General features: G+C 58.9%; 10 protein-coding genes and 1 other RNA gene. 3 read left to right on the top strand and 8 right to left on the bottom strand.

Annotation, left to right across the window (positions count from 1 at the left end; all coding sequences use genetic code 11):
* Positions 1-4: 4 nt before the first annotated feature.
* The 6 genes from PAF17_RS15195 to PAF17_RS15170 form a co-directional block, all read right to left on the bottom strand.
* Positions 5-1,228, bottom strand: a complete 1,224-nt coding sequence (locus PAF17_RS15195) for a glycosyltransferase (RefSeq protein WP_271889955.1) — start codon at positions 1,226-1,228, stop codon at positions 5-7.
* Entirely contained in the window at positions 1,225-2,865 is a 1,641-nt protein-coding gene (locus PAF17_RS15190) for an ABC transporter ATP-binding protein (protein ID WP_271889954.1), read from the bottom strand. Before PAF17_RS15190 ends, PAF17_RS15195 begins: the two co-directional genes overlap by 4 nt.
* Positions 2,862-3,965 carry an ABC transporter permease gene (locus tag PAF17_RS15185; protein ID WP_271889953.1) on the bottom strand — a complete coding sequence of 368 codons (1,104 nt, stop codon included), beginning with the start codon at positions 3,963-3,965 and terminating at the stop codon, positions 2,862-2,864. Before PAF17_RS15185 ends, PAF17_RS15190 begins: the two co-directional genes overlap by 4 nt.
* Entirely contained in the window at positions 3,965-5,044 is a 1,080-nt protein-coding gene (locus tag PAF17_RS15180; RefSeq protein WP_271889952.1) for a microcin C ABC transporter permease YejB, read from the bottom strand. Before PAF17_RS15180 ends, PAF17_RS15185 begins: the two co-directional genes overlap by 1 nt.
* A 105-nt stretch (positions 5,045-5,149) precedes the next feature.
* Positions 5,150-6,994, bottom strand: coding sequence for an extracellular solute-binding protein (locus tag PAF17_RS15175; protein WP_271889951.1), 1,845 nt, complete (start codon positions 6,992-6,994; stop codon positions 5,150-5,152).
* A gap of 145 nt (positions 6,995-7,139) precedes the next feature.
* Positions 7,140-7,676: a c-type cytochrome gene (locus PAF17_RS15170; RefSeq protein ID WP_271889950.1), complete on the bottom strand. Its 537-nt coding sequence runs from the start codon at positions 7,674-7,676 to the stop codon at positions 7,140-7,142.
* Positions 7,677-7,796: 120 nt separating this feature from the next.
* Between PAF17_RS15170 and PAF17_RS15165 the strand changes: the two genes are divergently transcribed.
* Positions 7,797-8,654, top strand: coding sequence for a prephenate dehydratase (locus PAF17_RS15165; protein ID WP_271889949.1), 858 nt, complete (start codon positions 7,797-7,799; stop codon positions 8,652-8,654).
* A gap of 5 nt (positions 8,655-8,659) precedes the next feature.
* Here the strand turns inward: PAF17_RS15165 and PAF17_RS15160 are convergent, their stop codons facing one another.
* The gene (locus tag PAF17_RS15160; RefSeq protein WP_271889948.1) at positions 8,660-9,115 is read right to left on the bottom strand and encodes a hypothetical protein; all 456 of its coding nucleotides are present in this window, start codon (positions 9,113-9,115) and stop codon (positions 8,660-8,662) included.
* 339 nt (positions 9,116-9,454) lie between these two features.
* On the opposite strand from PAF17_RS15160, the gene PAF17_RS15155 reads away from it, so the two are divergent.
* Both PAF17_RS15155 and ffs read left to right on the top strand, forming a co-directional pair.
* The gene (locus tag PAF17_RS15155; RefSeq protein ID WP_271889947.1) at positions 9,455-11,302 is read left to right on the top strand and encodes a bifunctional 2',3'-cyclic-nucleotide 2'-phosphodiesterase/3'-nucleotidase; all 1,848 of its coding nucleotides are present in this window, start codon (positions 9,455-9,457) and stop codon (positions 11,300-11,302) included.
* 49 nt (positions 11,303-11,351) lie between these two features.
* Positions 11,352-11,448: signal recognition particle sRNA small type (gene ffs / locus PAF17_RS15150), an RNA gene on the top strand.
* A gap of 101 nt (positions 11,449-11,549) precedes the next feature.
* Here ffs and PAF17_RS15145 read toward each other — a convergent pair.
* Entirely contained in the window at positions 11,550-12,569 is a 1,020-nt protein-coding gene (locus tag PAF17_RS15145; protein WP_271889946.1) for a ribose-phosphate pyrophosphokinase, read from the bottom strand.
* Positions 12,570-12,616 lie beyond the last annotated feature (47 nt).

Raw genomic sequence — 12,616 nt, 5'->3', positions numbered from 1 at the left:
CGACTTACCGCATCGGCCCAAAGCTTTCCACCCATTCAATCTGACGCGGCAGACTTAGCCGGTGCAGGTCATAGCCGGAAAGAATGGTGCGCCGCGCGGCTTGGCGCAGGCGCGGCGCATCAGCATCCCCTGCCAACCCCCGTATCAGGGCCTCTGACAGCGCCGCCACATCGAAAAACGGCACCAGGCGACCATTCTCGCCGTCGCGGATCAGTTCCCGAACCGGTGCGGTGTTCGAGGCGACGACATAGCCGCCCGCGGACATGGCCTCGGTCAGGGACCATGACAACACGAACGGATAGGTCAGGTAACAATGAACCCGCGTCAGCTGGATCAGCGACAGATAATGTGCATAGGGCAACCGCCCCACAAAATGAACACGACTATGGTCCAGACGATCACCGATTTCGTCCAGCAGGATATCCTTCCAGCTGCGACCATCCCGCGGACGCGAGCCATAGCTGACATCCTCGCCACCGACCAGCACGACATGCGCATCCGGCCGTGCGGCCAGAACCTCGGGCAAGGCACGCATGAAGATGTGAAACCCGCGATAGGGTTCCAGCGACCGCGACACGAAACTTAGCACCTCATCGCCGCTGGTCAGCCGCTTTCCGCCCGGAAGCTCTATCCAGGCTTCGCGGTTCGGGCATACCCGCGCCGTGTCGATTCCGTCATGGATGACACTGATCTTGCCCTGCAATTCAGGTGGAAAACTATCGGCCTGATAGCGGGTCGGAGAAATGGCACCGTCGGCCTGCACGATCCCCTGCAACAAATGCGCCGAACGCGAAACGGTCAGGAAACGCCCCTCATCGCTGTCGGGATGCATTTCCGGGTCGAAACCGACATCATGCCCCTGCGTGCGATACATCAGCTCTGCATAGACCAGCAATCGCGCAGATGGCCAGATTTCCTGTAAAAACAGCGTCTCGCCCCAGCCCGTATGCCCGATAATCACATCAGGCACATAACCGTGGCGGTCGCGCAGCGCGCGCGCGCCACGGGCCGCCAGCAACCCACGCTCGGCAAAATCGGAATAGCTACGTCCAAGGACACCATTCGTCTCGACTGGCTCGGGGGCCTTGTAGCGCACCGTCTTGACCGGGCTTGGTCGCTGGTTCTTTTCGTCCGTCATCGCCAGAACCTCGTGCCCGCGCATGGCCAGTGCAGGCGCGAGATGCGGGAACTGGCCGGGAAAGTTCTGATGAACAAAAAGGATTTTCATGACCGATCGAGAAACGCAGCTTTCAACAGATCCCGAGTATACCCGCTGGAGGGCGCATTGAATATCTCGGCGGCCGCGCCCTGCTCGACCACCTCACCCGCACGCATCACCATGATCTGGTGCGACATGGCCCGCACGACGCGCAAATCGTGGCTGATGAACAGAAACGCCAGGCCATATTTGCGTTGCAGACCGCGCAGCAATTGTACGATCTGGACCTGAACCGTCATGTCCAATGCGGATGTCGGCTCGTCCAGAACCACCACCTTCGGGCGCAATATCATGGCACGGGCAATTGCGATTCGCTGTCTCTGGCCACCGCTGAACTCGTGTGGGTAGCGATGCATCATTTCTGGCTTCAGCCCGACCTCGGTCATGATGTCGCTGACCATCTGGCGGCGGTCGGCCTCTTTCTGAACGCCATGCACCCCCAGACCTTCGGCAATGATCTGCTCGACGGTCATACGCGGCGACAGGCTGCCATAGGGATCCTGAAACACGATCTGCATGTCGCGGCGCAAACGACGCAATTGCTTGCCGCCCCAACCCGCGATGTCCTGCCCCATGAACAGAATTGGCCCATCGCTTTCGATCAACCGCATGATCGCCAACGCAAGCGTGGTCTTGCCGCTGCCAGATTCCCCGACAATGCCCAGTGTTTCCCCCGCACGAACCCCAAGCGTGGCGCCATTCACGGCCTTGATATGCCCCACGGTCCGCCGCATCAGACCGCGCTGGATCGGAAACCACACCTTGAGATCGCGGGTCTCCACCAGCAACTCGGCATCATCGGGCACCGGCTCGGCCTCGCCGGTCGGTTCCGCCTCCAGCAGCATCCGGGTATATTCGTGCCGGGGCGCGGCAAAGATCTGCTCGGTCGGGCCCTGTTCCACGATAATGCCATCCTTCATCACGCAAACACGGTCGGCGATCCGCCGAACAATGCCAAGATCGTGACTGATGAACAGCATCGAAAGCCCTTCGGCCTCTTTCAGTTCGCGCAGCAGATCGAGGATCTGGGCCTGAATGGTGACATCCAGCGCGGTCGTGGGTTCATCGGCGATCAGCAGATCCGGGCCATTGGCCAATGCCATCGCGATCATCACCCGTTGACGTTGCCCCCCCGAAAGCTGATGCGGATAATCGGCCAGCCTGCTTTCGGGGTCGCGGATTCCGACCCGGTTCAACAATTCGATAATCCGCTGCCGTGCGGCACCCCCCGTCAGCCCCTGGTGCAGGGCCAGGCTTTCACTGAGCTGTTTTTCAAGCGTATGCAGCGGGTTCAGCGATGTCATCGGCTCTTGGAAAATGAAGCTGATGTCATTGCCGCGAATGTCACGCAGCAGCGCATCCGACGCCCCGACCATCTGTTGCCCATCATATCGGATCGAACCATCGACAACTGCGGAATCGCCCAACAACCTTACCGACGATAGCGCGGTGACCGATTTTCCCGACCCCGATTCCCCCACCAGCGCAACGGTTTCACCGCGTCCGATTCGGAAACTGACGCCCTTGACCGCGGGAATGATCTGCCCTTCCTGTCGAAAACCGATCGTCAGATCGCGAACATCCAGCACCGTATTCGCGTGCTGAGAATCCCCGTGCAACACGGCCTGTTCCTGATCCAAACTCATTTGAAGGTCTTTCGCGGGTCAAATGCATCGCGCACGCCTTCGAAGACGAAGACCAGCAATGACAGCATGATGGCAAAGGTAAAGAAGGCCGTGAATGCCAGCCAGGGCGCCTGAAGGTTCTGCTTGGCCTGCAAGGCCAGCTCACCCAGAGAAGGTGCGGAAGCAGGCAGCCCATACCCCAGATAGTCCAGCGCAGCCAGGCCGCTGATGGTGCCTGTGACGACAAAGGGCATCATGGTCAGCGTGGCGACCATCGCATTGGGCAGGATGTGGCGGAACATGATCTTGCGGTCACTGACCCCCAAGGCCCGCGCCGCGCGGACATATTCGAGGTTCCGCGCCCGCAGGAATTCCGCGCGAACCACACCCACCAACGCAGGCCAGCCGAACAGGATCGTCACAAAGACCAGCAGCCAGAAGCTGCGCCCCAGAATGGCGAACAGAATGATGATGACATACAGACCCGGCGTCGAGGCCCAGATTTCCAGAACCCGTTGAAAGACCAGATCGGTCCGCCCGCCGAAATAGCCCTGCACAGCGCCCGCCGCGATCCCGATCGAGGATGCCACCACCGTCACGATCAGCGTGAACAGGATCGACAACCGGAACCCATAGATCACCCGTGCCAACACATCACGGGCCGTATCGTCGGTGCCCAGCCAGTGATCGCCATCCGGTGCGCTGGGGGCCGTGCCCACATTGTTGATGGTCTTGTAGTGATAGGGGATCGGTGGCCAGATCATCCAGCCCTGTTCATCTTCGGGAATATCACTATTGCCGGCCTTTACAGACCGGATCAGTTCTTCCGGATCATCCCAGCATTCCTGACGTCCACCGGTCACGATCAGGCATTGCACGGCCTCGTCGCGATAGATCGCCTCGGTCCCGAAATCCCCCCCGAAGGCGGTTTCGGGATAGAATTTGTAGGCAGGGAAGAACAACTCGCCGCGATAGCTGACGACGATGGGTTTGTCATTGGCCACCACCTCGGCCAGCATGGCGACCACGAACAGGATCGCAAAGATGATCAGCGACCAGAAGGCCCGCCCGTTGCGCCGGAAATTGCGCCAACGCCGCTTGTTCAGTTCCGAGATCGCCATCAGCCCGCCCTCGATTCAAAGTCGATGCGCGGATCGACAAAGACATACATCAGATCCGACAGGATGCCGACGATCAGGCTCATCAGGCCAAAGACGTAAAGCGTGCCGAAGATCACCGGATAGTCACGTTGCACCGCCGCCTCGAATCCCAGACGCCCCAGCCCGTCCAGCGAGAAGATCGTCTCGATCAGGATCGACGCACCGAAGAACACGCCCAGAAACATCGCCGGAAAGCCCGCGATCACGATCAGCATCGCGTTGCGGAAGACATGGCCATACAGCACCCGCCGCTCGGTCAGGCCCTTGGCGCGCGCCGTCATGACATATTGCTTGTTGATCTCGTCCAGAAAGCTGTTCTTGGTCAGCAGGGTCAATGTCGCAAAGCTAGAAATCGTCGAGGCGATCACCGGCAGGGTCACGTGCCAGGCGTAATCCTTGATCTGGCCCCAGGTGGACAGGCTGTCGAAATTGTCGCTGACCAGACCGCGCAACGGAAAGATCTTCCAATAGCTGCCGCCCGCGAACAGCACCATCAGCAGCACTGCAAACAGGAAGGCCGGGATCGCGTATCCCATGATGATCACGCCCGAAGTCCATGTATCGAAACGCGAACCGTCGCGCACCGCCTTTCGGATCCCCAGCGGGATCGAGATCAGATAAGCCAGAAGGGTCGACCACAGCCCCAGCGTGATCGAGACCGGCATCTTCTCGATCACCAGATCGACGACGCTGACCGACCTGAACCAACTGCTGCCGAAATCAAAGCGCAGATAGTTCGCAAGCATGGTCAGGAAACGCTCGACCGGGGGCTTGTCAAAGCCGAACTCTTTTTCAAGTTGAGCAATGAATTCGGGCGGCAATCCCCTTGCACCCTGATATTGTTCGCTGCCCGATCCGCCGCCGGCCTCGGCGCCGCCGCCGGCAATATTTCGGAATGCGTCGCCCTCGCCCTGAATCTGGGCAGCGATCTGTTCGATCGGGCCGCCCGGCACGAATTGCGTCAGCGTGAAATTGACCAGCATGATACCGATCAACGTGGGGATGATCAGCAGCAAACGCCGCAAGATATAGGCGCCCATCAGCCTGTCCTTCTGCCCGCCCCTGGGGACGTTGCGGACCTTGGCGGTCCTGTTCGATTGATCCGCCTTGTCGGCAATCCGACAGCGGAAATCAAGACATTTGCCTTAACGCAGCGCACCCGCATCACGCAGTGCCTTGCCCTTTTCCGCGTCATACCACCAGAAATCCATCTCGCCCAAGGCATATGGAGGCATTGTTTCCGGCCGACCGTATTGATCGTAATAGGCGACCAGATGATTTGCGTTGAACCACTGGGGAATCCAGAAATGCAAGCTGCGCAAGGCCCGATCAAGCGCGTGAACGCGGGTCGTCAATTCTTCGGGGGTTGCGGCCGCCTCGACCTTTGAAATCAACGCATCGATCGCAGGATTTGCCAGGCCCATCGGATTGAACACATCACCGACATTGGCCGAACCGAAATATTGCTGCAATCCCGATCCGGGGATTTCATCCTGACCCAGATGGTCAGAGATCAGATCGAAATCATGGCTGCGCTTGCGGTTTTCATATTCCGCATTGTCCACGCGAACGTTTCGGGCGTCTACACCCAATGCTTGAAGATTTTGAACCAAAGGGTTGATAACCCGATCAAAAGTCTGGCTATCATTCAGAATTTCAAGGGCAAGCTGACGGCCTTCGGAATTGCGCCTCTTGCCGTCATCTGCCACGGTCCAACCCGCCGCATCCAACAGCTGCGAAGCCTTGCGCTGGTTCGCGCGATCGAGCTGCCGTTTGCCACTCATGGGCGCCGTGGCCACCTCATCGGTCAAGATCCCTTCCGGCAGATCTGCGGCCAAGGGTTCCAGCAACGCGACCTCACCCTCATCCGGCGTTCCCGTCGCCTCAAGATGGCTGTTGTCCCAGAAGCTGTCGACGCGATCATACAACCCATAGAACAGGGCGTCATTTGACCATTCAAAGTTGAACATCAGGCCGATCGCCTGGCGCACGCGGATATCCTGCCAATCCGGCCGCCGCATGTTCAGAACCCAGGCCTGTCCCGACGCGATTTGCCCATCCGGCAAGGTTTCCTTGATGACCCACCCCTTTTCAAGCGCGGGAAAGTCGTAACGCGTCGCCCAGATAATGCTGCTAACCTCACGCCTGAACGCATATTCGCCCGCCTTGAACGCCTCGAATGCGGCATCGTAATCTGAAAAATATTCGAACCGTATGCGATCAAAATTGTGCCGTCCGCGATTGATCGGCAGATCTTTCCCCCAATAGTCCGGGTTGCGCCGATAGACGACCTTGCGATTGATATCGGCGCTGTCGAACATATACGGTCCCGACCCGATCAGGGCCTTGTCCATCGGCGCCTCGAGATCGCGGTTGTTGTCCGCGAAATCCTTGCGACTGAAAACCGGCAATGATCCGACTGACTGAATGACATCACGACGCGGATAGTCAGGCGTGAAAATGAACTTGATCGCATGATCATCGATCACTTCGGCCTTCGCGACCTGTTGCCCGATCACGACCCGGAATGAAGACAGCCCCTTGTCGCGCAGGGTTTCATAGCTGAACAGCACATCATGCGCGGTCAAGGGCGTGCCATCGCTGAACCTGGCCTCGGGCCGTAGATGGAAAATCACCCAATCGCGATCTTCCGGATATTCCAGCGATTCGCATAGCAGGCAATAGGCCGCCCCGACCTCGTCTGCGGTGCCCGTCAGAATCGACTCGAGCATGGAGGAAGACAGAACCGCAGCCCGCCCGCGAAAGGTAAACGGATTGTAATTGTCGAAACCCGTCGAATTGGGGATCGCCTCGGACATCTCGCCGCCCTTGGGTGCCTGAGGATTGACATAGGGAAGATGGTCGAAATCCGCCGGCAGCTTCAGATCGTCAAAGACACCGATCCCATGTGCGGTGATCGTCTTCTCTTGCGCCAGGGCCGGTGCCCCGGAAAATGCGGCAAGAACAGCGATCAGGGCGAAACGGCGCATCGGCAACCTCCGGTCAGATTCAGGTTCGCTCACGCTAGGCCAGCCGGACGGGGGCGATCAAGCCGCGTTTTCGTGAACGGGACGCACGGAAAAAGGGCGCGACCACCGGCCACGCCCCTTTCTCGTTTGCATGATCGCCGTCAGTTTACTGTTGCGATTCAAGATATGCGATCAGATCTGCGCGATCTTCGGGTTTTTTCAGGCCCGCAAAGGACATCTTGGTGCCCTTCACGACGCCCTTGGGATTTTCCAGAAACTCTTGCAGGGCTTCGGGCGTCCATTGCGGGGCCTCGGCCGCGTGCTCGACCATGGCGTCGGAATAGGCGAATCCGGCGATCCCTGCGACGTCGCGTCCGACAACGCCATTCAGATGCGGCCCGACACCGTCGCTGCCGTCAAGTTTGTGGCAGGCCTTGCACTTGCCGAAACCCTTTTCACCGGCGGCAGCGTCAGCCTCGGCCATCAGCGCAGCGAAGTCGATCTGCACTTCTTCTTCTTCGGCGCCGCCACTGCTTTCCTCGACCGGAATCGAATATGCCTGAGCATGCTCTTCGTCTTCGCCACCATGATGGCTTGACCCGACGGTATACAGGCCGCTGGCCGCCCAATTGGCCAGCAAAAGAAACAGCAGCGCGCCAATCAGCGCACCTGCGGCCTTGGTCACGGTCATCGTGTTGAACATCGCGTGCGGTCCCCGCTCTGGTAAGCTCGTCAATTCGCGCCGTATCTATCCGCTTTCGCTTTCGGTGATCAAGGTATAGTTACCGATCTGCATCTAAATTTCGAAGGTCGAGGGCGCACCATGTCAGAAAATCGGATCGCATTTCAGGGTGAGCCGGGCGCTTACAGCCATCAGGCCTGCCGCAATGCCCGTCCCGACATGGAGCCCCTGCCCTGCCGAACCTTCGAAGACGTGATCGATGCGGTGCGCAGTGGCAAGGCCGATATGGCGATGCTGCCGGTCGAAAACTCCACCTATGGCCGCGTTGCCGATATCCATCACCTGTTACCCGAATCCGGGCTGCATATCGTGGACGAAGCATTTGTGCGCGTTCACATCAGCCTTCTGGCCGTGCGCGGCGCATCACTGGCGGACATCACCGATGCCATGAGCCACACGGTCCTGTTGGGGCAATGTCGCGGTTTTCTGCGCGAACACGGCATTCGCGCGATCACGGGCGCGGATACGGCCGGATCAGCCAAGGAAGTGGCCGCCCGCGGCAAGACGTCACTGGCTGCGTTGGCAGCACCGTTGGCCGGCGAGATATACGGCCTCGATCGGCTGGCCGATGAGATCGAGGATCGCCAGAACAACACCACGCGTTTCCTGCTGATGGCTCGGCAGCCCGATCTCAGCCGCCGCGCCGAACGGATGCTGACAAGTTTTGTCTTTCGGGTGCGCAACATCCCGGCCGCGCTTTACAAGGCGATGGGCGGCTTTGCGACCAATGGCGTGAACATGACCAAGCTTGAAAGCTATATGGTCGACGGCGTATTCACCGCGACCCAGTTCTATGCCGATATCGAAGGCCATCCCGAAGACTCCAACGTAAAGCTGGCCCTGGACGAACTTGGATATTTCACGTCGAAGCTGAATATCCTTGGCGTCTATCCCGCCGATCCATTGCGTGCCCGGCAAAAGGAAAACGGCGGGGTCTGACAGACTTAGCTGGCGGCCTGCATATCGTCGAGAAATTCGGCGATGCGGCGTTCGAACTTGCGGTCAAGCTGAGGTTTTCCCAACTTGGCCGTCTGCAACATCAGGCGTGCCTTCATGTTGCGTGGGCGAATATCGGTTTCGAAAATCAGACGCGACCGCGATCGGCTAAGCGCGATCACGGTCGCGTCGATGCTGATATCCAGCGACTCAGAGCTTCCGGCCAGTGACAGCTTTTCAGGTCTGTCATGGCGCGTCACCTCAAGGCGGATGTCGCGATTGCGCCCCCGCCAGTTGAAGCCGATATGCCACCCCATCCCTGTTCCCGGCTCTTGGGCCGGATCAATCCGGGAAACATTGGCGCCACGACGCATCAACATCCGTTCAAACCGGGGAAAATCCCCAATCATGTCGAATAATTCCTGTGCCGTGCTATCGACATCAAAGCGCGCTGAAAACTTCATTGGAAAAAACCCGTTACCGACGCTCACCCTAACATGACGATGAGCCGCATGTGCATGCTCATAATCCAAAGACCAAGAACTGTTCAACCAAGTCGCAAGCATCACGGGAAACACTCTTTACACATCCACCTTATGGCAGAAACTTGCCGATCTGAGATCCTGTCCTTTTGGTCAATAAATCTGGGCAACACATCTGCATGTAATCACCAAGGTTGTGCAACCTATAGTTGCTTACTGACGGGGATATGCCTAAAGTTTTCAAGGAACGCGCGCAATTGATGAATGTTTTCAACCTGGCACTGCCGGAGGATAAAACGCATGCCCGACGGTCGTGGCGACATGAGAATCACTTTGGCGCCAAACTTCTTTCCCATCAGCCGTCTCGATCTGCGCATACTTGCGACGACTGATCTGCACATGAACGTGCTGGCATATGACTATTATGCCGATGCTCCGGGCCATCATCCGGGTTTCGCAAAGCTCGCCACCACGATCGCACGGCATCGTCAGGAAACACGCAACACATTGCTGTTTGACAATGGCGACACCCTGCAGGGAACACCAATGGGCGATGTGCTGGCGAATATGCGCCCCGACATCGCCCATCCGGCAATCGAAGCCATGAACCTGATGGGCTATGACGCAGCGGCCCTTGGCAATCATGATTTCAATTACGGGCTGCGCTTCTTGCGGCAGGTCACCGGAAAGGCCGAATTTCCCTTTCTGGCCGCAAACATGCATTTTCGTGACGGTCCGGGTTTCAAGCCCTATGTGCTGCTGCATCGCGAGATGATCGATACATTCGGGATCAGACGCAGCCTCTGCATCGGCGTCATCGGTTTTTTGCCCCCACAAACAGCGATCTGGGACAAGCGCCTGGCCCAACAGGCAAGCTGCAGCGATATTGTTCGGACTGCATATCAGACCGTGCCGCGCATGAAGGCGGACGGGGCCGATATCATTATTGCGCTGGCCCATAGCGGCATCGGTCGGGACAGCGAAAATGCGACCGCTCTGCTGGCCCACGTGCCCGGAATCGACGCCTTGATCGCCGGTCATGCTCACCAGATCTTTCCCGGACCCGACATCCCTGCAACGCCTGACGTTGCCCCGCACAACGGAACAATTGCAGGAAAGCCGGCGGTCATGGCCGGTTATGGCGGGTCGCATCTGGGCATCATCGACCTGCAGCTTGGGTTGGACGAAACCGGGACGTGGCGGGTCCGCCGGTTTCATTCCCTGGCGGAACCCATAGATACGGCCACGCCCTCGGATCAACGCGTCACCGCAATGGCCAACCGCGCCCATCGCGCCACCCGCCGCCATCTGGGCGACCGCGTCGGGCACTGCACGTCCGATATATTCAGTCATGGAGCGTTGATCGGCGCGGACCCCGGTTCGCAGTTGATCAACATGGCACAGCGCTGGTTCATCCGGCAGAAACTGGGCCAGAGTCGCCTACGCGATCTTCCTGTCCTTTCGGCCGCCGCCCCCTATCGGGCCGGGGGGCGTGGCGGCCCCGGTTTCTATACCGACATCGCCGCCGGCCCCCTGCGGGTGCGCAACCTCTCGGACCTCTATTGTTTTCCCAATCACATCTGTGCGCTGCACATCACCGGCGAACAACTTGCCGATTGGCTGGAACGCACGGCGTCGATGTTCAACCATATCCCCGCCGAATCCCAGGACGCAGAGCTGATCGACCCGGCCTTTCCGGCCTATAATTTCGATCTGGTTTCCGGCGTGACCTGGCAGGTCAATTTATCCGCCCCGCCCCGTTACCACCCGGACGGACGCTTGGCGCATCCCCACGCCAGGCGCATAACGAATCTGTGCCATCGCGGGCATGCCATTAGCAAAGCTGATGATTTCATCCTGGCGACGAATTCCTTTCGTCTCTCAGGCTGCGGCTTGTTCGAAACACTCGCGGCGGAATGCGAGGTGATCTGCGAAGGCCGCGCGTTGATGACCGATGTCCTGCGCAACTATGTGCGGCGCAGGCGTCATCTTAGCCTGATGCAAAAGGCCAACTGGCGCTTTGCGGAAATGCCGGGTGCAACGGCGCTGTTTCACACCGGGCCGGGTGTTCTGAAACATATCGACACGCTGACCGCACATCATGGTCGCCCCATCGAGACCCTGGGCACCACCCCCGACGGATTTCAATCGTTACGGCTTCATCTGTAATTGCGCGAAGGGGTTGCATCGCGGCGCGCGCCGTCCTATCTGTCCCCGCGAGAGGTTGGCGCGGGCAGGCGCCTCGCCAACCCGGTCAGGTCCGGAAGGAAGCAGCCGCAACGAGCCCCGCTTGGGTCGCTGTCCAGCCTCTCACCCTTTTCCACAAAATTTGGTATGGCGCATCGCGTTGACACCTATGAAAAAGGGGCAGCGGACCAATGCCCCTGCCCCGTCTGGCCTCGTCAGCCACGTCAACCTAGGTGGTTGAATACAGCCCTTCGTATATCGGCAGCAGCGTGTCGGTTTCGAAAAGCGAGCTGACCGACGTGCCATTCCAGATATTCAGAATCGCCTGCGTGAACATCGGTGCGCTTGGCACGATGCGAATATTCGGAGCGGCCTTGACCGCCTCGGTCGGATGAATTGAATCGGTGATCACCAAAGATTTCATCACCGATTTCGACACCCGCTCGACCGCCGGGCCAGACAGAACGCCATGGGTGATATAGGCATGAACCTCGGTCGCGCCGCTATCGGTCAAGACCTGCGCGGCCTTGCACAGCGTGCCGGCGGTATCGCACATATCGTCAACGATAATGCAGGCTTTGCCCGAAACATCACCGATCACGGTCATCTCGGCGACCTCACCAGCCTTTTCACGGCGCTTGTCCACGATCGACAGCGGTGCGCCGATCCGGGCAGCCAGTTCACGCGCACGGGCAACACCGCCCACATCGGGAGAAACGACCATCAGATCATCCATGCGCCCCTTGAAGTGATGCTGAATATCAAGCGCGAAAACCGGTGCCGCATAGAGGTTGTCGACGGGAATATCGAAAAAGCCCTGAATCTGCGCCGCGTGCAGATCCAGGGTCAGAATGCGGTCGATGCCAGCCTCGGTCAGAAGATTCGCGACCAGCTTGGCGCTGATCGGGGTGCGCGCCTTGGCCCGACGGTCCTGGCGCGCGTAACCAAAATAGGGAATCACCGCCGTGATGCGCGCGGCCGACGACCGTTTCAGCGCATCGGCCATGATCAAAAGTTCCATAAGGTTGTCATTCGCCGGGTTCGAAGTCGGCTGAATGATATACATGTCTTCTCCGCGCACATTCTCGTACACTTCGACAAAGATTTCCTGATCGTTGAAACGCTCGACCCGCGCATCGCACAGGCTGACATTCATCCCCCGGTGCATCGACATGCGTCGGGCGATAGACGCGGCAAGCGCCTTGTTCGCATTTCCTGAAATCAGCTTGGGTTCGGTCATGACGGGCATGTGGCAGGCCTTTGGCAGGATTCGTCGGATTGCACAGCCATTAGCAC

The organism is Paracoccus onchidii, from assembly GCF_028294535.1.
Lineage (GTDB): Bacteria > Pseudomonadota > Alphaproteobacteria > Rhodobacterales > Rhodobacteraceae > Paracoccus > Paracoccus onchidii.
Note: the sequence above shows the minus strand (reverse complement) of the source record. Positions and strands in the feature narration are given on the sequence as shown.